28 protein-coding genes are annotated in these 22,296 nt (G+C 62.9%); 13 read left to right on the top strand and 15 right to left on the bottom strand.

Annotated elements, in window-relative coordinates; all coding sequences use genetic code 11:
• The coding region (locus IC66_RS0100580) for a DUF2189 domain-containing protein (RefSeq protein ID WP_038946292.1) at positions 1 to 802 on the bottom strand (802 nt) is incomplete at its 3' end.
• A gap of 533 nt (positions 803 to 1,335) precedes the next feature.
• Here IC66_RS0100580 and IC66_RS0100575 point away from each other — a divergent pair.
• The 5 genes from IC66_RS0100575 to IC66_RS0100555 all read left to right on the top strand — a co-directional run bounded on the left by IC66_RS0100575 (position 1,336) and on the right by IC66_RS0100555 (position 5,867).
• Positions 1,336 to 2,169, top strand: coding sequence for a cytochrome c oxidase subunit II (locus tag IC66_RS0100575; protein WP_028145275.1), 834 nt, complete (start codon positions 1,336 to 1,338; stop codon positions 2,167 to 2,169).
• A 79-nt stretch (positions 2,170 to 2,248) separates the two neighbouring features.
• Complete coding sequence (locus tag IC66_RS0100570) at positions 2,249 to 4,027, top strand: cbb3-type cytochrome c oxidase subunit I (RefSeq protein ID WP_038946291.1); 1,779 nt, start codon at positions 2,249 to 2,251, stop codon at positions 4,025 to 4,027.
• Positions 4,024 to 4,728, top strand: coding sequence for a cytochrome c oxidase subunit 3 (locus tag IC66_RS0100565; protein WP_038946289.1), 705 nt, complete (start codon positions 4,024 to 4,026; stop codon positions 4,726 to 4,728). Before IC66_RS0100570 ends, IC66_RS0100565 begins: the two co-directional genes overlap by 4 nt.
• 14 nt (positions 4,729 to 4,742) lie before the next feature.
• On the top strand, positions 4,743 to 5,465 hold the full coding sequence (locus tag IC66_RS0100560; protein ID WP_028145278.1) for a heme-copper oxidase subunit III family protein: 723 nt from the start codon (positions 4,743 to 4,745) through the stop codon (positions 5,463 to 5,465).
• A 9-nt stretch (positions 5,466 to 5,474) separates the two neighbouring features.
• The gene (locus tag IC66_RS0100555; RefSeq protein WP_028145279.1) at positions 5,475 to 5,867 is read left to right on the top strand and encodes a cytochrome C oxidase subunit IV family protein; all 393 of its coding nucleotides are present in this window, start codon (positions 5,475 to 5,477) and stop codon (positions 5,865 to 5,867) included.
• Positions 5,868 to 5,890: 23 nt separating this feature from the next.
• Here the strand turns inward: IC66_RS0100555 and IC66_RS0100550 are convergent, their stop codons facing one another.
• Genes IC66_RS0100550 through IC66_RS0100540 form a run of 3 tightly spaced genes read right to left on the bottom strand, consistent with a single transcriptional unit; the run spans position 5,891 to position 9,411 of the window.
• Entirely contained in the window at positions 5,891 to 7,648 is a 1,758-nt protein-coding gene (locus IC66_RS0100550) for an NAD+ synthase (protein ID WP_038946288.1), read from the bottom strand.
• Positions 7,649 to 7,664: 16 nt separating this feature from the next.
• Positions 7,665 to 8,018, bottom strand: coding sequence for a diacylglycerol kinase (locus tag IC66_RS0100545; protein ID WP_038946287.1), 354 nt, complete (start codon positions 8,016 to 8,018; stop codon positions 7,665 to 7,667).
• 4 nt (positions 8,019 to 8,022) lie between these two features.
• On the bottom strand, positions 8,023 to 9,411 hold the full coding sequence (locus IC66_RS0100540) for a class II 3-deoxy-7-phosphoheptulonate synthase (RefSeq protein ID WP_028145282.1): 1,389 nt from the start codon (positions 9,409 to 9,411) through the stop codon (positions 8,023 to 8,025).
• A 180-nt stretch (positions 9,412 to 9,591) separates the two neighbouring features.
• On the opposite strand from IC66_RS0100540, the gene IC66_RS0100535 reads away from it, so the two are divergent.
• On the top strand, positions 9,592 to 10,488 hold the full coding sequence (locus tag IC66_RS0100535; RefSeq protein WP_038946286.1) for an alpha/beta hydrolase family protein: 897 nt from the start codon (positions 9,592 to 9,594) through the stop codon (positions 10,486 to 10,488).
• Between the two features lie 1,102 nt (positions 10,489 to 11,590).
• Here the strand turns inward: IC66_RS0100535 and IC66_RS46025 are convergent.
• Positions 11,591 to 11,809 (bottom strand): hypothetical protein, encoded by a 219-nt coding sequence (locus IC66_RS46025; RefSeq protein WP_157157999.1) that lies wholly within the window; start codon positions 11,807 to 11,809, stop codon positions 11,591 to 11,593.
• Between IC66_RS46025 and trpS the strand changes: the two genes are divergently transcribed.
• Entirely contained in the window at positions 11,797 to 12,816 is a 1,020-nt protein-coding gene (gene trpS / locus IC66_RS0100525; RefSeq protein ID WP_038946284.1) for a tryptophan--tRNA ligase, read from the top strand. The two genes, IC66_RS46025 and trpS, sit on opposite strands and share 13 nt — an antisense overlap.
• 176 nt (positions 12,817 to 12,992) lie before the next feature.
• Here trpS and IC66_RS0100520 read toward each other — a convergent pair whose 3' ends face one another.
• The 6 genes from IC66_RS0100520 to IC66_RS0100495 all read right to left on the bottom strand — a co-directional run bounded on the left by IC66_RS0100520 (position 12,993) and on the right by IC66_RS0100495 (position 16,279).
• Entirely contained in the window at positions 12,993 to 13,256 is a 264-nt protein-coding gene (locus IC66_RS0100520; RefSeq protein ID WP_038946283.1) for a hypothetical protein, read from the bottom strand.
• Between the two features lie 201 nt (positions 13,257 to 13,457).
• Complete coding sequence (locus tag IC66_RS0100515; protein ID WP_038946282.1) at positions 13,458 to 14,039, bottom strand: TIGR00645 family protein; 582 nt, start codon at positions 14,037 to 14,039, stop codon at positions 13,458 to 13,460.
• A gap of 33 nt (positions 14,040 to 14,072) precedes the next feature.
• Positions 14,073 to 14,708 carry a TerC family protein gene (locus IC66_RS0100510; RefSeq protein ID WP_028145288.1) on the bottom strand — a complete coding sequence of 212 codons (636 nt, stop codon included), beginning with the start codon at positions 14,706 to 14,708 and terminating at the stop codon, positions 14,073 to 14,075.
• On the bottom strand, positions 14,705 to 15,064 hold the full coding sequence (locus IC66_RS0100505) for a hypothetical protein (RefSeq protein WP_038946281.1): 360 nt from the start codon (positions 15,062 to 15,064) through the stop codon (positions 14,705 to 14,707). The genes IC66_RS0100510 and IC66_RS0100505 overlap by 4 nt, the downstream gene beginning before the upstream one ends.
• Before the next feature lie 2 nt (positions 15,065 to 15,066).
• The gene (locus tag IC66_RS0100500) at positions 15,067 to 15,540 is read right to left on the bottom strand and encodes a TerB family tellurite resistance protein (protein WP_028145290.1); all 474 of its coding nucleotides are present in this window, start codon (positions 15,538 to 15,540) and stop codon (positions 15,067 to 15,069) included.
• A 358-nt stretch (positions 15,541 to 15,898) separates the two neighbouring features.
• Positions 15,899 to 16,279, bottom strand: coding sequence for a nuclear transport factor 2 family protein (locus tag IC66_RS0100495; protein ID WP_038946279.1), 381 nt, complete (start codon positions 16,277 to 16,279; stop codon positions 15,899 to 15,901).
• A 139-nt stretch (positions 16,280 to 16,418) separates the two neighbouring features.
• Between IC66_RS0100495 and IC66_RS0100490 the strand changes: the two genes are divergently transcribed.
• The 3 genes from IC66_RS0100490 to IC66_RS0100480 all read left to right on the top strand — a co-directional run bounded on the left by IC66_RS0100490 (position 16,419) and on the right by IC66_RS0100480 (position 18,742).
• Complete coding sequence (locus tag IC66_RS0100490) at positions 16,419 to 17,246, top strand: class II glutamine amidotransferase (RefSeq protein ID WP_028145291.1); 828 nt, start codon at positions 16,419 to 16,421, stop codon at positions 17,244 to 17,246.
• Positions 17,247 to 17,263: 17 nt separating this feature from the next.
• Entirely contained in the window at positions 17,264 to 18,493 is a 1,230-nt protein-coding gene (locus IC66_RS0100485) for a carboxylate-amine ligase (RefSeq protein WP_038946278.1), read from the top strand.
• 63 nt (positions 18,494 to 18,556) lie between these two features.
• On the top strand, positions 18,557 to 18,742 hold the full coding sequence (locus IC66_RS0100480; RefSeq protein ID WP_018319991.1) for a hypothetical protein: 186 nt from the start codon (positions 18,557 to 18,559) through the stop codon (positions 18,740 to 18,742).
• A 13-nt stretch (positions 18,743 to 18,755) separates the two neighbouring features.
• On the opposite strand, the gene IC66_RS47015 is transcribed toward IC66_RS0100480, so the two are convergent.
• The gene (locus IC66_RS47015; RefSeq protein ID WP_240536297.1) at positions 18,756 to 19,064 is read right to left on the bottom strand and encodes a hypothetical protein; all 309 of its coding nucleotides are present in this window, start codon (positions 19,062 to 19,064) and stop codon (positions 18,756 to 18,758) included.
• Between the two features lie 374 nt (positions 19,065 to 19,438).
• On the opposite strand from IC66_RS47015, the gene IC66_RS0100470 reads away from it, so the two are divergent.
• Entirely contained in the window at positions 19,439 to 20,584 is a 1,146-nt protein-coding gene (locus IC66_RS0100470; RefSeq protein WP_038946275.1) for a hypothetical protein, read from the top strand.
• A 13-nt stretch (positions 20,585 to 20,597) separates the two neighbouring features.
• On the opposite strand, the gene IC66_RS44945 is transcribed toward IC66_RS0100470, so the two are convergent.
• Positions 20,598 to 20,822 carry a hypothetical protein gene (locus IC66_RS44945; RefSeq protein WP_244429064.1) on the bottom strand — a complete coding sequence of 75 codons (225 nt, stop codon included), beginning with the start codon at positions 20,820 to 20,822 and terminating at the stop codon, positions 20,598 to 20,600.
• Positions 20,819 to 21,262, bottom strand: coding sequence for a hypothetical protein (locus IC66_RS48100; RefSeq protein ID WP_240536298.1), 444 nt, complete (start codon positions 21,260 to 21,262; stop codon positions 20,819 to 20,821). The genes IC66_RS44945 and IC66_RS48100 overlap by 4 nt, the downstream gene beginning before the upstream one ends.
• Before the next feature lie 366 nt (positions 21,263 to 21,628).
• Here IC66_RS48100 and IC66_RS48095 point away from each other — a divergent pair, with 366 nt between their 5' ends.
• Together IC66_RS48095 and IC66_RS46020 are read left to right on the top strand one after the other, a co-directional pair.
• Positions 21,629 to 21,958, top strand: coding sequence for a hypothetical protein (locus IC66_RS48095; RefSeq protein WP_240536299.1), 330 nt, complete (start codon positions 21,629 to 21,631; stop codon positions 21,956 to 21,958).
• Positions 21,959 to 21,994: 36 nt separating this feature from the next.
• Complete coding sequence (locus tag IC66_RS46020; RefSeq protein ID WP_157157998.1) at positions 21,995 to 22,141, top strand: hypothetical protein; 147 nt, start codon at positions 21,995 to 21,997, stop codon at positions 22,139 to 22,141.
• A gap of 20 nt (positions 22,142 to 22,161) precedes the next feature.
• Here IC66_RS46020 and IC66_RS46015 read toward each other — a convergent pair.
• A partial coding sequence (locus tag IC66_RS46015; RefSeq protein ID WP_157157997.1) for a hypothetical protein occupies positions 22,162 to 22,296 on the bottom strand: 135 nt, incomplete at its 5' end.

Below are 22,296 nucleotides of genomic sequence, written 5' to 3'. Positions count from 1 at the left end.
GCTCGACCACCCGCCGATAGAGGTGCCAGGTGGCATGGCCAAGCACCGGCAGAACGACAGCGAGACCGACGAAGAGCGGTACCGAGCCGATCACGAGTAGCACCGCGACGATGAGGCCCCATCCGGCCATCGCAAGCGGGTTCGCCGCTACTGCTCGGAGCGAGGTGCGGATCGCGTCGATCGCAGTCGCATGCCGGTCGAGCATCAACGGAAACGACACGACGCTGACACACAAAGCCACAACCGCAAACAGGAAGCCGACGCCGCAACCGACGATGATGAGCGACCAGCCTTCCGGTGTCGTCAGCACGCGCGTTGCGAAGTCGGGAATGCTTGCGGCCGCCGCATGACCGAAGATTGAGACATAGATTGCGTTCGCGACACCGATCCAGGCCCCGAACAGGACCAGCAGGAGCACGCCGAGTTCTACCATGGCCCCGAACGACGGTGCGCGCAGCACCTTGACCGCATCCCATGCAGCGACCTCCTCGCCGCGCTCACGACGCCGGCTGAGTTCGTAGAGACCGATCGCGGCAAACGGGCCAATCAAGGCAAAGCCGGCGGCCAGTGGAAATAGCAGCGGCAGCACCGAATAGCCGAGAACCATCCTGAACAGGACGAGACCGAGAACGGGATAAATCACGCACACGACGATCGCGTGACTCGGCATCGCCTGGAAATCTTCCCAACCCAGGCGCAGGGCCTCGGTCAGATCGGACAGGCTGATCTTGCGAATGGGATAGGAGGCCGCTTCGCCGAATACGTGCCGCCTGATGATGTCGTGGGAGTACAGAGTGGCCATGAACGGACCCTCCCGTGCTGAAAATCGCGGTTTCGATAACACGCGCTTTCCAGCCACGCGTGTCCGCCTGATGAGCAGGAAACGCGATGGGTCGAGTACGGCAACTCAGGTTCAGCGAACGAGCCTGGCCGGACGGAACCCGTCGCGACCTGCCTCGCAAAGTTTAGCGCTTGCGGCGCAAAGCTGCACTCACGGTTGAGTGAATTGTGCACCAGCACGGATTTGTGCGTTGCATCACCCAGACCCAACATGCGCGCCAGATGCTTCGTCGGCTTGCCAGCACGGCGATCACCCCACGTCGGGCACCTACCATTGCGCTATTGACGCCGGGTTAGGCTGGTATCATTTTAGAAGCAGACGCCCTTAGAGTTGATGGTCGCGAACATTCTCTTGATTTCGCGGCCGGTGGAATGGGCGAGGCAAGAGGCCGGCGATGGCATAAGTGCCAACCGAGAAAGGCCAGCCATCGCGACAGACATGAGCTCCGCCCTGGGATTCGTATCCGTAGCCTTTGATGGCAAGGATGGATCAGGATGGCTGTCGCACTGATACTGCTTCTGGTCGCGATCGGCTCGGTGCTGTTTCACCTCTACAGCCCATGGTGGTGGACGCCGATCGCCACGAACTGGGCCTATATCGACCACACCATCAACATCACGTTCTGGATCACGGGCTTTGTTTTCGTCGCCGTAATCGCCTTCATGGCCTATTGCGTCTTCCGCTTTCACCACAAAGAGGGAAGACGGGCTGACTACAATCCCGAGAACAAAAAGCTCGAATGGTGGCTGAGCGTCGGGACCGGAATCGGTGTCGCGGCCATGCTGGCGCCTGGCCTCGTGGTCTGGCATCAGTTCGTGACCGTGCCTGCGGACGCCACCGAGGTCGAGGTCATGGGCCAGCAATGGCAATGGAGCTTCCGCCTTCCGGGCAAGGACGGGCGGCTCGGCACATCCGATGTCCGCAACATCGCTTCCGACAATCCGATGGGACTCAATCGCGACGATCCGCATGCGCGGGACGACGTCGTGATCGAGAACGGCGACCTGCACCTTCAACTGGGAAAGCCGGTCAAGGTTCTGCTCCGCTCGGTTGATGTCCTGCACGATTTCTACGTGCCCGAATTCCGGGCCAAGATGGACATGGTTCCAGGCATGGTGACTTATTTCTGGATCACGCCGATCCGAACCGGAACGTTCGACGTTCTCTGTGCGGAGCTTTGTGGCGCGGCTCACTATCAGATGCGGGCCAAGGTCATCATCGACGAAGAGCGTGAATATCACGCTTGGCTGGAGCAACAGAAGACGTTTGCAGAATTGTCGCCGGCAAACACCGTCGTGAAGGCGGCATATCAATCCGGCGGCAAGTAGCAAGGCGCCGCCGCGAAGATGAATCGGGTGCGTGAGACCAACTCGTCGCCCCCGATGGAAACGACCGAGGAGGTTCTCTATGGTCGATATTCCATATGAAGGGATCGCTGGCGCGCCGCCTGCCGAAGTACCCGATGTCGAGCTCTATCATCCGAGGAGCTGGTGGACACGGTATGTCTTCTCGCAGGACGCCAAGGTGATCGCCATTCAGTACTCGCTGACGGCCTCGGCTATCGGGCTGGTGGCCCTCGTGCTGTCGTGGCTGATGCGACTGCAGCTGGGTTTCCCCGGCACGTTCTCTTTCATCGATGCCAACCAGTACCTCCAGTTCATCACCATGCACGGCATGATCATGGTGATCTACCTGCTCACCGCGTTGTTCCTCGGCGGCTTCGGCAACTACCTGATCCCGCTGATGGTTGGCGCCCGGGACATGGTCTTCCCTTATGTGAACATGCTGAGCTACTGGGTCTATCTGCTCGCAGTGCTGGTGCTGGCCTCGACATTCTTCGTGCCTGGCGGCCCCACCGGCGCCGGCTGGACGCTGTACCCGCCGCAAGCAATCCTCTCCGGAACGCCCGGGCAGGATTGGGGCATCATTCTCATGATGTCGTCCCTGATCCTATTCATCATCGGCTTCACGATGGGCGGGCTGAATTATGTGGTCACGGTGCTCCAGGCGCGCACCCGCGGCATGACCTTGATGCGCCTGCCCCTGACGGTGTGGGGGATTTTCACGGCGACGGTCATGGCGCTCTTGGCATTCCCTGCGCTCTTCGTTGCCTCGGTCATGCTGCTGCTCGACCGTCTGCTGGGCACCAGCTTCTTCATGCCCTCGCTGGTCGAGATGGGCCAGCTGTCGAAATATGGTGGCGGCAGCCCGCTGCTCTTCCAGCACCTGTTCTGGTTCTTCGGCCATCCCGAGGTCTACATCGTCGCCCTGCCCGCCTTCGGCATCGTCTCCGATCTGATCAGCACCCATGCGCGCAAGAACATCTTCGGCTACCGCATGATGGTCTGGGCAATCGTGGCCATCGGCGCGCTCAGCTTCGTCGTATGGGCGCACCACATGTATGTGAGCGGCATGTTCCCGCAATTCGGGTACTTCTTCGCCACCACTACGCTCATCATCGCCATTCCCACCGCGATCAAGGTCTACAACTGGGTGCTGACCCTGTGGCGCGGCGACATTCATCTCCGGGTGCCGATGCTGTTCGCCCTCGGCTTCATCATCACCTTCGTGAACGGCGGGCTCACCGGCCTCTTCCTCGGCAACGTCGTCGTGGACGTGCCCCTCTCCGACACCATGTTCGTAGTCGCGCATTTCCACATGGTGATGGGCGTGGCGCCGATCATGGTCGTGCTGGGTGCGATTTATCACTGGTACCCCAAGGTCACGGGGCGAATGTACAATGACGCACTCGGCAAGTTTCACTTCTGGGTCACTTTCCTCGGCGCCTACCTGATCTTCTTCCCCATGCACTATCTTGGGCTGCTCGGGGTTCCGCGCCGGTATTTCGAACTCGGAGATACGTCGTTCATCCCGTCCTCGGCCCATTCACTGAACGCCTTCATCTCCGTGGTGGCCTTGACCGTCGGCTTCAGCCAGATGGTGTTCCTGTTCAATCTTGCCTGGAGCCTGTTCAAAGGTGAGGCCTCAGGCGGCAATCCGTGGCGGGCGACGACGCTGGAATGGCAGACGCCGGAGACCCCTCCCGGGCATGGCAACTGGGGCAAGGAGCTGCCGGTCGTCTACCGCTGGGCCTATGACTACAGCGTACCCGGCGCCGAGGAGGACTTCATTCCGCAGAACCAGCCGCCGCGCGCGACGCACGTCGTTCAAGGAGCTGCTTCGTGAGTGCCGTCATCCTGTTCGTGGCTGTGATCGCGGTCGTCGCCGGATGGTGGCTGTCGCAGCAGCGGCTGACGGCCAGGCCCTGGCTGGAGGAAGGTCCGGCCGGTGACTTCCCCGGCGGCGACGCCATGACCTGGCCGGCAGCGAAGATCGGACTTGGCGTGTTTCTCGCCGTCGCGAGCGCATTGTTCGTCCTCTTCATCAGCGCCTACTCGATGCGCATGAACGTGGTGGACTGGCGGGCGCTGCCTGTGCCGCGGCTGCTGTGGTTCAACACGGGGGTCCTGGTCCTGAGCAGCATCGCGCTGCAATGGTCCTACGTGGCCGCGCGCCGAGACGACGCTGAAGGCGTCATGATCGGCCTGCTCGCGGGCGGCGCAGCTGCCGTGATCTTCCTCGGCGGACAGCTTCTGGCCTGGCAACAGCTCGGTGCGGCCGGATATTTCGTGGCGTCCAATCCGGCGAACTCCTTCTTCTACCTGTTGACCGCAGTGCACGGGCTGCATCTGACGGGCGGTCTGGTGGCTTTGGGCCGAACCTCGACCAAGATGTGGCGTGGCGCCAGGATCGCCGACATGCGCTTGAGCGTGGAGCTGTGCGCCATCTACTGGCACTTCCTGCTGCTGGTCTGGCTTGTGCTGCTCGGTCTTCTCACGGGCTGGACCGACGATTTCGTCGACATCTGTCGCCGATTGCTGAGCTAGGGAGGCGTGACCAGATGGCCGAAACCGTGCTGACAAATCCGGGCCAATCGACTGCGGAGCTTGAAGGCTGGCGCGGCATCGCCGCCGACTGGGCGTCCGATCAGCGCGCCTTCAAGAACGTGTCCTGGGGCAAGGCCATGATGTGGATCTTCCTCCTCAGCGACACCTTCATCTTCAGCTGCTTCCTGCTCTCCTACATGACGGCGCGCATGTCGACGACCGTGCCCTGGCCGAATCCCAGCGAAGTCTTCGCCCTCAATATCGGCGGCAACCACATCCCCCTGATCCTGATCGCCATCATGACCTTCGTGCTGATCAGCAGCAGCGGAACGATGGCGATGGCGGTCAATTTCGGCTACCGCCGCGATCGCGTGAGAACCGCAATCCTGATGCTGGTCACAGCGGCATTTGGCGCAACATTCGTCGGAATGCAGGCGTTCGAATGGACCAAGCTGATCATGGAGGGCGTTCGCCCCTGGGGCAATCCATGGGGCGCGGCACAGTTTGGCTCCAGCTTTTTCATGATCACGGGTTTCCACGGCACTCACGTGACGATCGGCGTGATCTTCCTGATCGCGATCGCGCGAAAAGTCTGGCGGGGAGACTTCGATGTCGAGAGGCGCGGCTTTTTCACCAGCCGCAAGGGCTATTACGAGATCGTCGAGATCACGGGCCTGTACTGGCACTTCGTCGATCTCGTGTGGGTATTCATCTTTGCATTCTTCTATCTTTGGTGAGGTCGGCGCATGACAAACGCGACAATACATATGGAAGGACAGCTCCACGCTCCGGCGCATGGCGCAGTCGCAACAGGAGCCGTTCACGCCAAGGGTCAACAGCACCCGATCAAGCTCTACCTCGTGGTCTGGGGCTGGTTGTTTGTCCTCAGCACGTGCTCCTACCTCGTCGACTACTTTGGCCTGCACGGCTACCTGAGGTGGTCGCTGATCCTGCTGTTCATGATGTTGAAGGCCGGCCTGATCGTCGCCGTCTTCATGCACATGGCCTGGGAGCGACTGGCCTTGGCCTATGCAATCCTGCTGCCGCCGATCGCGGTATTGGTATTTGTGTCGATCATGGTGCTCGAATCCGAATACACGCACTTGCTTCGGGTGTTGTTCTTCGCAACCCCGTCGTAGCGCCGGCAGGCCCAGTCTCTAAGTCAGCCCTCGAACGCGTCGATCGACGCCTTGCTGCCGCGCGAGACCAGCGTCTCGTCCCCGGCGGGCAGCCCCTCGCCCTTGTCGCGAAAGCGGTTGGTGATGGGATAGCGGCGGTCGCGGCCGAAATTCCTCGGCGTCACCTTCACGCCGGGCGCGGCCTGGCGGCGCTTGTATTCGGCGACGTTGAGCAGATGGTCGATGCGGGTGACCGTTTCGCGATCGAAACCGGCCGCGATGATCTGATCCAGCGGCTGCTCGCGCTCGACAAGACGCTCCAGGATGGCATCGAGCACCTCATAGGGCGGCAGCGAATCCTGGTCGGTCTGGTTCTCGCGCAGCTCTGCGCTCGGCGGCCGTGTGATGATGTCGGGCGGGATCACCTCGCCCGCCGGCCCGAGCGCGCCATCGGGCTTCCAGCCGTTGCGCAGGCTCGCCAGCCGAAACACCTGCGTCTTGTAGATGTCCTTGATCGGGTTGAAGCCGCCGTTCATGTCGCCATAGAGCGTGGCGTAGCCGACCGACATTTCGGACTTGTTGCCTGTCGTCACCACCATCAACCCGGTCTTGTTGGAGATCGCCATCAGGAGCGTACCGCGGCTGCGGGCCTGTAAGTTCTCCTCGGTGATATCAGGCGGCAGATTCTTGAAAAGGCCCGAGAGGATGGTCTCGAACCCGGTCACGGCTTCTGCGATCGGCAGCACCTCATAGCGGATGCCGAGATGGCCGGCGAGCTCGCCCGCATCGGCGATCGAGTGTGCTGCGGTGTAGCGATACGGCAACATCACGCCGTGCACCTGATCGGCGCCGAGCGCATCGACCGCGATCGCCGCGCAGAGAGCCGAGTCGATGCCGCCGGAAATGCCGAGCAGTACGCCGGGAAAACCGTTCTTGGCGACATAGTCGCGCAGGCCCAGCACGCAGGCGGCGTAGTCGGCCTTGTCGCCCTCGGGTTGCTCGGCGATCGGTCCCGTGCAGCGCCAATCGTCGCCGTTGCGGATGAAGCGCAGCGTGACGATGCTCTCCTCGAAGGACGGCAATTGCGCCGCGAGCGAAAGATCGCCGTTGAGCGCGAAGGAGGCGCCGTCGAACACCAGTTCGTCCTGGCCGCACACCTGGTTGAGATAGACCAGCGGCAGCGCGCTTTCGGTCACGCGCGCCACCGCGACCGACAGGCGCACGTCGTTCTTGTCGCGGGCGTAAGGCGAGCCGTTCGGCACCAGGATGATCTCGGCGCCGGTCTCGGCCAGCGTCTCGACCACGTTCTCGTAATCCTCGGACTCTTCCAGCCAGATGTCCTCGCAGATGGGGACGCCGATGCGCACGCCGCGCACAGTCACGGGCCCCGCCGCCGGGCCGCGCGCAAACAGCCGCTTCTCGTCGAACACGCCGTAGTTTGGCAGATTGCATTTGAAGCGAAGTGCGGCGATGCGGCCGCCGTCGAGCAGCGCGCAGGCATTGTAGAGTTTGCCGTCTTCGACCCAGGGCGTGCCGACCAGCATGGCCGGCCCGCCATCGGCGGTCTCTCGGGCCAGTGCCTCGATCGCAGCGCGGCAGGCCGCCTGGAAGGCCGGCTTCTGCACGAGGTCCTCCGGCGGATAGCCGGCGATGAACAATTCCGGAAACAGCACGAGATCGGCGCCGTCGGCGATGGCTCGCGTGCGCGCATTGCGCGCCTTGGCGGCGTTGCCCTCGATGTCGCCCAGGGTCGGATTGAGCTGGGCGAGCGTGACCGCGAATGCTTTGAGACGTTCGGTCATGGCCGCCGCGCTCCGATCAGATAAGTCCCAGTCGCTCGATGATGGCGATGATCCAGAACGCGCCGGCCATCAGCAGCGCGACGCCGACGGCGGCCGAGCCCATGTCCTTGACCCGCCCGATCTGCTTGTCGTGATCCATCGTCAGCCGGTCGGCAAGCTTTTCGATCGCGGTGTTGAGCAGCTCGACCGTCAGGACGAACGCAACCGAACAGACCAGCTCGACCGCGCGCATCGCGGTCGCGCCGATCAACCAGGCCAGCGGCAGCGAGGCGAGGAGCGCAAAAATCTCCTCGCGGACGGCCTGCTCCGATCGGAACGCAAAGGCCAGACCGTTACGGGAATTGATCGTGGCCTTCCAGATCCGCAGCAAGATCCTAGAGCCCCGCTGCGGCCGGCATCGGCGTGGCCTTGCCCGCGCGTTCCTGCTTGAGGAGCTCGGCGATCAGGAAAGCCATGTCGATGGATTGCTCGGCATTGAGGCGGGGATCGCAGACCGTGTGATAGCGGTCGTTGAGGTCCTCGTCCGTGATCGCGCGGGCGCCGCCGATACACTCGGTGACGTCCTGCCCGGTCATCTCCAGATGCACACCGCCGGCATGGGTGCCTTCGGCGGCATGGATCGTGAAGAAAGACTTCACCTCAGACAGAACCCGGTCGAAGGGGCGCGTCTTGTAGCCCGAGGTCGAGGTGATGGTGTTGCCGTGCATGGGGTCGCACGACCAGACCACCACTTTGCCCTCGCGCTTCACGGTGCGGATCATGTTCGGCAGATGCTCGCCGACCTTGTCCGAGCCGAAGCGGCCGATCAGCGTCAACCGGCCCGGCTCGTTGTCGGGATTGAGCACGTCGATCAGCTTCAACAGCTCGTCGGGCTTGAGCGACGGGCCGCATTTCAGCCCGATCGGGTTCTTGATGCCGCGGAAATATTCGATATGGCCGTGATCGAGCTGGCGGGTGCGGTCGCCGATCCAGATCATGTGGCCGGAGGTCGCGTACCAGTCCCCGGTGGTGGAATCGACGCGGGTCATCGCCTGCTCGTAGCCGAGCAGCAGCGCCTCGTGGCTGGTGTAGAAATCGGTGGCGCGAAGCTCGGGATGGGCCTCGAGATCGAGGCCGCAGGCGCGCATGAAGTTGAGCGCATCCGAGATGCGGTCGGCCAGCTCCTTGTAGCGGCGGGACTGCGGCGAATCCTTGAGGAAGCCGAGCATCCACTGATGCACGCTGCCGAGATTGGCGTAGCCGCCGGTGGCGAAGGCGCGGAGCAGGTTCAGCGTCGCCGCCGACTGGCGATAGGCCATCAGCTGGCGCTGCGGATCGGGCACGCGCGCTTCCTTGGTGAAAGCGATGTCGTTGACGATGTCGCCGCGGTAGCTCGGCAGCTCGACGCCATTGATCTTCTCGGTCGGCGAGGAGCGCGGCTTTGCGAACTGGCCGGCAACGCGCCCGACCTTCACCACCGGCACCGCGCCGGCGTAGGTCAACACCACGGCCATCTGCAGCAGCACGCGGAAGAAATCGCGGATGTTGTTGGCGCCGTGCTCGGCAAAGCTCTCGGCGCAGTCGCCGCCCTGCAGCAGGAAGGCCTCGCCGGCCGCAACGCGCCCCAGCGCCTTCTTCAGGTTGCGCGCCTCGCCGGCGAACACCAGCGGCGGAAAGGTCGCAAGCTGCGCCTCGACGTCCGCCAGAGCCTTGGCGTCGGGATAGTCGGGCACCTGTAGCACCGGCTTGCTGCGCCAGGACTCGGGCGTCCACCGCTCGGACATCGCAATCTCTCCGTGAAGCAAAAAAGTGCAACCTGATCTGGGGGTTGCGAGGGCCGCCTTATACACAGGCTGGCACGACATCGCCAGTTGTAAATCCATTTGGTACTGCAAACCCTTGCGGGGAAAGCCAAATTCGCATTTGCTGGGAGGGCGAGGCAACTGGCAGGATACCTTGCGCCCATGGACGCGGCACTGGACGACGTTTTCATCGACGAGATCAACTTCCCGGCGACCGACGGGTATGCCCTGGCCGGCACCCTGTTCCTGCCGCGCGGCACCAAGCGCCATGCCGTGCTGATCAACTCGGCAACCGCCGTTCCGCGCAAGATCTACCGGGGCTTTGCCTGCTATCTCGCCCATCGCGGCTGCGCGGTCCTGACCTACGACTATCGCGGCATCGGCGATTCCCGGCTGCCGGCGATGGTCGGCTACAACCAGCCGAAATCGCTGGTCGGCTTCAGGGCCTCGATGTCGGATTGGGCCGCGCTCGACGTCACCGCCGCGGTCAGCTGGATGCGGGAGCGGTACAACACCCTGCCGCTGGCCTATGTCGGCCATTCCTTCGGCGGTCAGGCGCTGGGGCTGATCGCCAACAACAGCGAAATCTCGCGCGCCGCCTTCGTGGCCTCGCAGGCCGCGACCTGGCGGCTGATGACCTCGCCGGAGAAATACCGCGTCTTCGCCTTCATGAACCTCATTGGCGTACCGCTCGCCCATACGCTCGGCTATGCCCCCGGCTGGGCCGGCGTCGGCGAGGATTTGCCCAAGGGCGTCTTCCTGCAATGGGCCGAGTGGGTCTCGAGCCCCCGTTATCTCTTCGATTCCAAGCTGCCGGCGCTGGAGAATTTTGCGAAGTTCAAGGGCGAGCTGCGGGCGCTGTGCTTCTCAGATGATCCCTGGGCCACGCGGCCGGCGGTCGAGCTGCTCGCGAGCGGGTTCACCGCGATCAAGCCGGAGGTGCTCAACGTCAAGCCGTCCGAGGTCGGCGCCAAAGGAATAGGCCATTTCGGCTTCTTCCGCCCCGAGCACCGCGACACGCTGTGGCGAGGCGTCGCCGAATGGATCCAGGGGGACTGAGACACGCCTTCGCATCCTCGCGGCGCATTTCGCCCGAGCTTCCGGAATGCCTTCGCGGAGACAGTCTCGATTGCTTGTGCAAGGGCTTCTTGCAATGAGGGCGCGTGTGGCGATCTGCGTCTCTCTCGTGTCCCGGACGCGCTGCAGCGTCCTTACGCTGCTGCGCAGAGCCGGGACCCAGCAGGCCACGGCACTCGTTGATGCATGGGCCCCGGCTCTGCAGCGCATCGTCGAAGGGACGCTGCGCCGCGTCCGGGGCACGAGACCTTCGTTCAATGACACACATGATTGATCATCCTCGCGGCGCATTTCGCCCGAGCTTTGCTTGATCGCTTCACCCTCACTTGAAAGAGGGCGCAGGGAAGACCGGGCGCCGGCTGGCACCCGCGGTCCACTGTGCGAATTCTGCGTAACAAGAAGCTGCACAGCGGCATACAGGTGAAGCCGTACATCCGGCCTTCCCTGCGCAGTGGGCTTACGGCTTATGTCGTGCTCTCCCCGGGGAGCGTTGCACTATTGCCCCCGTCGCCTTGTAGATGACTGATGCGCGTGCCCGGTCGGGCCGCCACATCACCGCAAGACTTGGCGCACAGACCCCGGGCGCCAGGACGACACGATTTTGCCGTACGCCGATCACACCGGTCGTGTGCGCCAGGTGTTTCGCTCACGGTTGCCCGCCCTGCGGAATCCTTGGCGCCGATGTGACCCACGTCCACCGCCGCCCGGCCCGCGTTCGTGACGATCGCGATACGCCCCTCTTCATTGGGCCGGGATGCCGCGACACATACGCGGTTTCCGAATTTCGGTAAAGTGGAATATTTTCGGTGATGAGGGTTGCCCCAGAGCTCGCGTGTTTTGCCCGTCGGGCAACACAAGGTGTTGTAGATCGTGCCCGGCAGCGGCTCGGGTTTCCATGCAGGCGCTGAAAGGCGTGTGACTCCCGCACAGCCGCCTTCGCCGACGCGCAAGCGGCCAAGCAGGAGGTCGCGGGCCGCCGGCGTAGGCATGAATCAGGACGTGTACTCCTAAATGTCGGCTCGCCACCGTGAAGCGGAAGTCACCGCCTTGAGCGTGATCTACTGCTTGTGACCCATTTGAGACATCAAGACGACTTGCTTTCCTTGGAAGTTTCGTCAATATCGTACACATGACTGTCGTCGTGATCACTTTCGCGAACTTGTGGTGGCGCTCCACTTAGGAGCGGCACGGCTTTGTCATTACCCAACCGTCGCCGCCGTTCATCGGCTTGCGAGGTTGCTTTCATCAAAAAGTCCGATTGACCGGCGGCTCCTAATTTGGAGAACCGCGATGCAAGATTCATCAGCTACCCTCCCTGTTATCTTGACCGGCGACAGAGCAACCGGACCGTTGCACCTAGGGCACTACGTCGGTTCGTTGAAGAACCGCGTCGCCCTGCAGACAACGCACCGGCAGTACCTGCTGCTGGCGGATACCCAGGCACTCACCGACAACGCGCACAACCCCAGTCGGGTGCGTGACAACGTCCTTGAGATCGCGACAGACTACCTCGCTGTCGGCATCGACCCGAACCAGAGCACGATCTGTCTTCAATCGCACCTTCCGGCGTTGGCCGATTTGACCCTGCTGTACATGAACTTTGTCACGGTGGCGCGGCTTGAGCGCAACCCAACCATCAAGGACGAAATTCAGGCGCGAGGTTTCGACAGAGATATTCCTGCAGGCTTTCTCTGCTATCCCGTCGCCCAGGCCGCAGACATCACCGGTTTCAAAGCGACGATTGTCCCGGTTGGACAAGATCAAGCGCCATTGGTTGAGCAAACGAATGAGGTTGTTCGCCGCATCAATCGCCAAGCTGGTGTTGACGTGTTGCCAGAAGCCCACGCGCTTATTCCTCGCGTCGGACGTCTTCCTGGCATCGACGGCAAAGCCAAGATGAGCAAATCGCAGGGAAATACTGTTCAGCTATCAGCAACGGCTGATGAGATACGTGAGGCCGTACGGCGTATGTTTACTGATCCAAACCATCTAAAGGCGTCTGATCCCGGTTGCGTCGAAGGCAACGTGGTCTTTACGTACTTGGATGCGTTCGACGAAGATCACATCACGGTTGAGGATTTGAAGGCACGCTATATCCGCGGCGGTTTGGGCGACAGCATTGTCAAGAAACGTCTGGAGGACGTACTGCAGGCACTTCTCGCGCCAATCCGAGACCGTCGCTGCGCACTGGCTCGTGATCCTGGATATGTGCTGCAAGTCGTCAAGCACGGCACCGCGCGAGCGCGTGAGATAACAGATACCACTTTGCGCGATGTTCGCGCTGCGCTTGGTCTATTCGCCCTGAATTAATCGGATTGGAGGCCAAGCCAAGCTATGTCCGACTTGGCCCCATAGCGGACCTCCTGCGGCGCTCGGGCCGACGTCCGCAACTGGGCCCATCTGCGACCTCGGAGGCCATCCGCTCCTCGGCCGATGCCGGCGGTAAACCGGACGTCAGGCGGATAGCGGATCAATGAGCAGCGGCCCTACCGGACGATCGTCGTCAGCGACGAGTAGCGCCTGTTCGGCTTGGCCTCGCCCGCCGAGAACTGAGCGAAGGCATCGCTGACGCGCGCCGCCGGCGTGGTGCCGTCTGCGAAGCGGAATTCCTTCGGCCTCGGCGCGTAGAAGCTGGCGCGGTAATAGGCGTCGTCGAAGCGTACCTCGCCGACCCCGAACAATGCGTCGCAGGCGAACAGGAGCGCGTAGACTCCCGCGAGCGCGGCGACGATCTCCCTTAGAATTGACATGCTGATGCCCTGCCCTTTTGCCGGCAGGATGCACGCCGGTTCCAAAGCCGAGGTTTAAGGCCGCGCGGTTCTTGTCCGCAGGGTTTGCCACGGCTGAGCGGATTGCAGACAATTTTATCGATCTCAAAAAGGAGCCCGCCGATCGGACGATCAGGCGGGCTCAGGATTGGCCGCTCGGGAGGTTTCGGACGGCCAGGTTCATCAGCCGTGGCCGGCCTCCTTGCGATGGCCGCTCTCGCTGAGGCGGTCGACCCAGGCGATGCCGATCGCCGAGACGATGAAGGTCAGATGGATCAGCACCTGCCACATCACGCCGGTCTCGGTGAAATTGCTGCGCGTGGTGCCGAGATTGCCGGCCTCGATGAAGGTCCTGAGCAGCGAGATCGAGGAGATGCCGATGATCGCCATCGCGAGCTTGATCTTGAGCACGCTGGCATTGACATGGCTCAGCCATTCCGGCTCGTCGGGATGGCCGGTCAGGTTCAGGCGGGAAACGAAGGTCTCGTAGCCGCCGACGATCACCATGATCAGAAGGTTCGAGATCATGACCACGTCGATCAGCCCGAGCACGACCAGCATGATCTGTTGCTCGCTGGCGTCGAACGAGTGCGCGACCAGATGCCAGAGCTCCTTCAGGAACAGCAGCACATAGACGGCCTGCGCGACGATCAGGCCGACATAGAGCGGCACCTGCAGCCAACGCGAGCCAAAGATGAGCTGCGCAAACAGGCCTAGGCGCGGCGGCTCGGCCTGCGCCGAAGGTGCTTGGGGTTCGGACGTCATGAATTACTCCGGATTGCGGAAAGAGTTGTCGCCTCAGAGACTCGCTATGACCGGCGCGAGCTCGAGCGAGCCCCGATAGATCATCTCGAAGGCGACGTAAATGATGATGGCGAGGCCGATATAGGCGACCCAGCGATGCTTCTGGAGCACCCGGCCAAGCAGATCGGCGGCGACGCCCATCATCGCGACCGACAGCAACAGCCCGAAGACGAGAATGTAGGGATGCTCGCGCGCGGCGCCCGCGACCGCGAGCACGTTGTCCAGCGACATCGAGACGTCGGCGGCGACGATCTGCACCGCGGCCTGACCGAAGGTCTTTCGCTGCACGGCCGCACCATCCGCGCCGCCGCCATGGCCGAACGCCAGCTGCCGCGCATGCGCCTGCTCGCGCAGCTCGCGCCACATCTTCCAGCAAACCCAGAGCAGCAGCACGCCGCCGGCAAGCAACAGGCCGATGACCTGCAGCAACTGGGTCGCGACGCCGGCGAAGACGATGCGCAATGCCGTGGCGGCGGCGATACCGACGATGATGGCGCGACGGCGCTGCTCGGCCGGCAGTCCCGCTGCGGCGAGGCCGATGACGACGGCATTGTCGCCGGCGAGAACGAGGTCGATCAGGACGACTTGAAGGAGGGCCGTAAGCGCTTCGGGTGTGATGAATTCAGTCATGTTTGATCATTTTTTGGGGCAGACGGATCGAGCCAATGCGGCTTGCGGCGCTCGATCCAGTCGAAGACCTTCGAACGCGACGAGCGCAGCGCAGGCACGTCCTCGGCGAGCAGCGCGAGGCCGAGCGGCAGCATCCAGATGCCGAGCACCGGCAGGATGGAGAGCACACCGCCGACGACCAGCAGCGTGCCCGAGGGGATTCGCACCCAGCGGCTGGACGGCTTGAGCAGATAGGCGAAGGTGTCGCCCATGCGTGGCGGCAAACGGTGGACGAGCTTGTCCAGACGCGGGTCTCCGCCGGCCATCTGACCGGCGCCCTCGGTTTTCGCCGTGCGCTCGTCCGAAACTGTGCTCATGCTTACTCCTTCAAGGCAGCCTGCCGTTCGGCACCCGCAGCACTCGGCACGACCGGTTTCGCGCGCGGCAGCACCAGCGTCAGCAAGCGCAACAATTTGATCGCCTGCACTTCATGAGGATGGACGTCCTCATCCGCCGCAGCCACGCGCTCCGACAGCTCCATCAGATGGGACGAGAGCGGCAGGTTCGAAACCGGCCGCAGCGTGTCGATCACGACATTGGCAAAATCCGGCTCCTCGAGCCGTTCGGCCAGTTCGTCGAACATCGCGTAGAGCCGTTCTTCCGAAATGTGCGGCGCCAGCTTGCGATCCCTGATGAAGCGGATCACCTCGTCGCGCTCGACCGCCGAAACGCGCCGGTCGGCAACCGCGACCAGCGCGCCCACGATTACCAACGCGGCCGCGGCCTGCTCGTTCAGGCGGGACGGTTCCGTGATCTCGATCTCGATGGGATTTGAGGATTTGGCGTCAGACATCGTTGCTCCCTTAACTTGCGAAATGACCGCACGGAGCTGCGATGGGGACGAATGGTCGGAGAGAACGTACAGAGGCCCGACGATCGGCCGATCCATCGCATTCGCGCGGGACAGGTCATCCGACATCACGAGGTTTGCCGACGTCGTCGGCGTCCTCGCCAGAGGGGCCCGGATTCTTGTTCGTGTCAGAGATAAAGGTGGGCCTGTCGGAATCAAGGCGGCACGGCTGCGACCAGCCGCCGCATCGGTTCCGTGGTCGGGCATCGTGTTCCGGACGCGCTGCGCACCGCTAAGTCGGCGCTGCGCTGCGTCCGAGGCAAGAGGCCACCATTTCGTCGCGCACCTGCATCAACGCGTCTCACCCTACCGGCTCGACCAGATGCGCACGGGATGGCGCGGGATCGAAGCGGTCGCCGAAATATTGCGTCTCGCGCGTCACCAGTCCGTCGTGGAATTCCATGATGCTCACGACATGAGACGGCACCCCGTCATAGCTCAGCACGAATTCACTGACCCAGAGATCGCCGCCGCCAACGATCCGCCGAACCGTGAAGCGCTTCTGGTTCGGCTGCACGAACCTGCTCTCCTGAATGTTCCTGCGACCGCGGATGCGCTCGCCCGACTGCGGATAGTCGAGCACTGCGTCCTCGCGATAGATATCGTGCTCGACCTCGAAATCATTGGCATCCGAGGCGTCCCAATGACGCTGAAGCGCGGCCAATACGGCTTGATCGTTCATCGCAGCCTCCAATTTCGAATTGCCGCATCGTAACACTGAAGCCGCCTCTGGTCGTGATCGCTGCTTGGCGCCGGGAACCACGAGGCCGGCACGTCGGTTAGTGCAGCTCACGACCCATCCGCCGCCTCACAGGAACCCCATGTGCCGCTGGATCGCATACCGAGGCGAGACCACCTCGTTTGAGCCCTATGTCACCGAGCCCGAACATTCGCTGGTCGCGCAAAGCATCCGCTCGCTGCAATCCACGGCGGGCTCGAATGGCGACGGCTTTGGTCTCGGCTGGTACGGCGAGCATCCGGAGCCCGGCCTTTATCGCGAGACCCGCCCTGCCTGGTCGGACGAAAACCTGCGCTACCTCTGCCGGCATCTGCGCTCGCATTTGTTCTTTGCCCATGTGCGCGCCGCCACCGGCACGGCGGTGACGCGGCAGAATTGCCATCCCTTTGCCTGCGGCCACTGGATGTTCATGCACAACGGATTCGTCGGGAGCTGGAATCGGCTGCGGCGGAAGGTCGAGGCGCTGATCCCCGATGCCTATTATCCGTCGCGGCTGGGCACGACCGACTCGGAAGCCGTGTTCCTGGCGATGATGGGCGCCGGCCTCGACGGCGATCCGCTTCGAGCGACGCGGCGCGTGCTGCAAGCCCTCGTCGGCCTCGTCAATGAAGGCCAGCTGCGCGAACGGCTGCGCTTCACCAGTGCGATCGCCAACGGCCGGGATCTCTATGCGTTTCGAGTTGCGGTCAACGACGCCGCAAATACGCTCTATTACCGCGAGGACGGCGGCCAGGTCATCGTCGTGTCCGAACCCTTCGACAAGGAATCGGACTGGACCGAAGTGCCGCCAAATCACGCGCTGATCGCGCGCGCGTCCGAAAACGTGAAGATTGTTCCGTTCGACGCGACAATTTGCAGTAGCGCCGACAGGGAACCCGCCCCTACCAGAAGGATTAGTGCCCGCAGGTGATCTTTGCCGGGTGGGATATGACATTTGCTTCAGACGTTTTGAAACTGCTTCGCCTGGATTCCTCGGGCGACAAGCAGAATCTCGTGATTCGCTCCGCTGGCGGCGGCGACAAGGCGGCTGAATATTCCTTCGGAATCGAGGAGGAATACTTCCTGGCCGATCGGCGCACGTTCGACGTTGCGATCGAAACGCCCAACGAGCTCTTCGAGTCGGCGAACTGGTCGACCGGCGGCCAGGCCATGCGGGAGATGCTGCAATCCCAGCTCGAGGTCGCCACCAACGTCCACGTCGACGTCAACGACGCCCGCGAAGAGCTTCGCTTCCTGCGGCGCGAAGTCGCGAACGTCGCCGCGCAATATGGTTTCGTGATCATGGCCTGCGGCACGCACCCGACCGCGGTCTGGCGCATGTCGCAGCCGAGCCCGAAACCGCGCTATGAGGAGATGATCGAGGATCTGCGCAGCATCGGCCATCGCAACATGATGTGCGGCATGCATGTGCACGTCCAGTTGCCCGATCCTGAGAAGCGCATGGCGGTGATGCGGGCGATGCTGCCGCATCTGCCGCTGTTCATCGCGCTGTCCGCGTCCTCCCCGTTCTGGAATTCGCACAAGACCGGACTGAAGGGCTACCGGCTTGCCGCCTATTCCGAGCTGCCGCGCACCGGCCTGCCCGAACTGTTCGAGAGCAGGCAGGATTACGACGATTATGTCGGCGCGTTGCAGCGCTCCGGCGTGATTCCCGACGAGAGCCACATCTGGTGGGCGATGCGCCCGTCAATGCGGCATCCGACCCTCGAGCTTCGGGCGCCCGACACCTGCACCTTCGTCGACGACGCCGTCGCCATCGCCTCGCTCTATCGCTGCCTGACGCGCCACCTCTATCTGCGACCGGATCTGTCCAAAGGGGTCACCGCGGTCGAACGCGCAATTGCGGTGGAGAACAAATGGCGCGCCCAGCGCTACGGCACCGATTGCATCTTCGGCTCCAGAGACGGACCGGTCACGATCTCCGAGATGCTCTCCCGAATCATCGACGACACCGCCGGGGACGCCGACGCCCTGGGCTGCATCGCCGAGATCGAGCATTGCCGCACCATTGTCGACCGCGGCAGCTCGGCCGAATTCCAGCTTCGCGCCTATCGCGAAAGCGGCGACGACATCGCGGCCGTGTCACGATGGATCGCGACATCGACGACTTCAGGGACGAGCGCGCCCATCGGGCGCAGCGCTCCAGCGCCGTCATAGCGCCCGCGCAAGCTTCGCGGACGAGAACGTCATTTCTGAATTTGCTACGCCGTGGGGGAATGCATGACTGACATCGCCTGGTGCGCCGGTTGCGGCCACAGCCTGGTCCCGATCCTGTCCGAGAACGGCCGCGCGCGGCCAAGCTGCTTCTGGTGCGAGGGCGTCGACGCACGGACCATGGAGATGGCAAAGTGGGCTGACAGCCCGGCCGGCAAGCCGGATCGGGCCGCGCCTCACGCCTTTGATTGAGCTGGCCTCTTCGTCAAACCCGCGCCACCACGCGCGGACGGAACACGGAATCCACGGTCGGGGAAAGAGCCGCGACCGGCTTTCGCGTCGGCCGGCGCCGCGGGATGAAGAAATTGTTCACGAGGATCGGCTCGTCATCGCCGAGCGCGATCCGCTCCTTCACGAGCAGGCTCATGACCGAGCGCATCTTGATGACTTCCTGCGCCACGAAGCTGCAATCCTCGTCGCGGTTGATCTGCTCATGCATGATCGCTTCCGCTTCGCGCATGCTCACGCGGAGCGCTCTGATGGTTCTGCGGATTTCGTTGATGCGGTTGTCCATGGCGGCCTCCATCTCGGTCGCAGCATAAGAACAAAACATGAACATTCTGTCAATCACCGCCCTGCCCGGTCGCGACGTTTTCGCTGAATCCCGAAGCGCCATCGGGCCGATCCGGCACCGCCGCCGCTGCACGCGCACTCGCGCCTGCCGACAAATTAGACAGCCCCCTCGCTACGCCGAAAGTGCGCGTCCCTGGTACGCGTCCGACCCATCAGGACAAGCCGTCGATCTAACCCTCCGTGCAGCCACCGGATTTTTCCCGAACGGGCACGCCGGCATCGCGGCGCCAGGCCGGCTTGCTCCTTCGCAAACCAACTGGCCCAAAATTCGCAATGACGGTGCAAGCGAAGCAACGGCGCAGAGCGGAGAACGTCATGAACGTGCATGCTGCGGGCGATCTCAAGACGACCGGCCTCACCCATCCGAATGGCGCGCCGCTCCGCCTCAACACCCAGGACTTCGTCGCAATCGATCGCGACCGGAATGCGAAGTTCGAGGCGACGTATCGTCCGCAAGCGCTCTACAATCGCGCCAATGAAGGCTTTCACGCCAACAACGAGACCTTCCTGCTGCACGAAGTCGCGACCAATCTGCCGATCTACCGTCCCGACACCGGTCCCACCGACTTCCATCTGCATCTGCCGCCCGGCGGCTTTCAGCTCGTGCTGGTCACCTCGGGCGCTTTCACCTTCGACTATGACGGGCGCTTCTACAATGTCGGCCCCGGCGCGGCGATGCTGCAAAGCGCGATCGTGCATCGCCAGTTGTTCTACACCTGGTCGGGCCTGACGACCGAAGAGAATTTGAAGACGCCGCAGACGGTGGTACCGGATCCGGTCTCGATGGGCTATTCGGGCAAATTCCTCGAAGCCTTCATCACCGATCCCACCACCTTTCCGAATCCCACCATCGTCGGTCCCGATCAGATCAACGAAGCCGAAACGCCGCGCGTGGCCTGGAGCCATCCGCTGCACGATCGCCCGGCCAATGCCGGCTTCTGGCTTCAGGATCCGCTGGCGCTGGATGCGTTGTTCAAGCCGCTTTGCGACGGCTCGATCAAGTCAGCGCTGCCGGTTTACGTGCGCGATATCGGCATCGAGGCGCCGAGCGGCCAGCTCGTCACCGGCCACATCATCGCAACCGACCCGCGCGGCGGGTCGCTTCTGCCGAAGAGTACATTGGCATCCGCGGATGCCGCCTCGTTCGCCAAGGGCGAGGTGGTGATCCACCGCGTCATTCGCGGCACGGCCGAATTCAGGACCAAGGCGGGCGAGACCTTCGAGCTCGCGGCCGGCGACGTCGTGACCGCAGGCAAGAGCTCGATCAGCCTCATTGCGGTCGGCGAGAACACGCAGGTGCTCCGGCTCGGCCTTCTCAGGGGTATCGACGACCTTCGCGGCTGGACGCCGACGCAGCGCGACGAGATCGACGGTCTCGCCGGCCAGATCATCACACAGAAGGACATGCGTCCCCTGCGGACCGAAGGCAAGCCGGTCGGATATTTGTACGACCGAGCGTAGAAGGTCCCGTTGGCTATTCCGGGACCCGGCGCCCCGGAAAGGTCAGACAGGCATTGATATCGACAGCCATCTTGTTGCGGTGCGCTTTGTTCAAAAGCGCGTCGCGCTCTGCACCGGGTTCAAGGCGCGCGGCCTGTTCGCGCAATCTCAGTGCATCGGCCGCCAGACGCTCGGCAAGTGAACCCGCCTGATGGATGCGGCTGCGATTCTCTGCCTTGGGAGAGTCGAGGTCGATCAAGCCTGCGCCTTTTTAGGGCGCAGGACCGGCGGGACCGCGCCGTCGAGCCAATCCTCAGTTTCCGCGAGAGCGAGCCAAGCATCGCCCATCCGCCTGTACCGCTTGCGCGCCGCGTCGCTGGGAGCGGTGCCTTCCAGGGTCAGACAGCGTCCGGCATTCTCCCGAAGATGCCCGGACCGACTGACCTGGATCTCCGTGCCGCTCGCGGGATCGGCAGAAGTCTGCCAGGAGTTTCGGCACACAGTACACCGCCATTGATAGACGAACTTGCCTATGGGCAAGTAGGTCGAGTGCACCGGGGCCGCAGCGAGCCGCCCGCACACGGCGCAGCCGACCGTCGCTTGCGACGCGGTCATTTCGCCGTCGTCCTGAACCACCTTCGCGCTCCAGCGGCGTTCAAACTTGCGACAAAGATGCAGGGGATATTGCAAAACGTTCAATGCGCGCCTCCTGTTTCGGCGGGAGCGCTGTAACGTCTCTCGGCCACTAGCGCCTGTCGTGTGTTGTGCTAGCGATACATTCAATGTGGGGTCTCAATCGCCATTCACCAGAGCGCGGCGCCGAAAATACGTTCCCGGCATCCGGCCCGTGGCCATACCCCGACCACACTTCACGTGCCGATGAACGATGCTCCGGCGGGGCTTCCGTTTGAGTGACAGTCTTCCTGCCGTACCAATCCGTGGGACTTAGGAACATATCGCGGCCTCTCCTGTTGCGTCTGCCCATGGATGCATGCGTCCCCGAGATCAGGCCATGGGCGTACGCTCCCTTTCTTCCCTTCCAATATCTTCATCGAAAGTTTTCAGATGCGCATACTGAAGAAACGTTCGCCATCTTTGGCGGCCACGAGCCTTCGCGTTCTTGCAGAAAATCCGGTCGCGTCCGCGATTGCCGCGCCTGTCGCCTTGATGGCCACGGCTGCGGTCGTCAATCGAAAGCTCGCCGACAAGGCTCAACGCGAGAACCCGCCGCAGGGGCGCTTCATCGACATCGACGAACAGTCCGGTCGCCTCCATGAGGAAATCAGGCACAGCAAGATGCGACGCGTCGCGAGAGCGGGTCATATGATCCAACAGTCGGATACGGCCGATTTGATGGCCGCAATCGACGAAGCCGCGGCCGAAACGCTGCATTGATCTGAGAATGTATGAAGCTGTCGGAAAGGAACGACCATGGCCCCGAAAATCAAAGAGCGGACCTGCCCGGCGTGCAGCGGAACGGGCTTTCCTCTGTCCATCAAGGCGGCGCCGGGCCGCAAAGTCTACCCGGTCAAATGCGAGGCCTGCGAAGGCAAGGGAAAGATCACCGAAACCGAGTGAAGTGACTTCGCAAGTGAGGCCTACTCCGCGGCCTGGCGCACGTGGCGCGCGGTCGGGGTGCGCATGGTGACGAGCTCTTCGGCCGCCGTCGGATGCAGCGCGATCGTCGCGTCGAAATCGGCCTTGGTCGCCTTCATCTTCACCGCGATCGCGAC

This window comes from Bradyrhizobium genomosp. III (genome assembly GCF_000261705.1).
Taxonomy (GTDB): Bacteria; Pseudomonadota; Alphaproteobacteria; order Rhizobiales; family Xanthobacteraceae; genus Bradyrhizobium; species Bradyrhizobium ottawaense.
The sequence above is the reverse complement of the archived record's forward strand: the minus strand, read 5'-3'. Positions and strand labels throughout refer to the sequence as shown.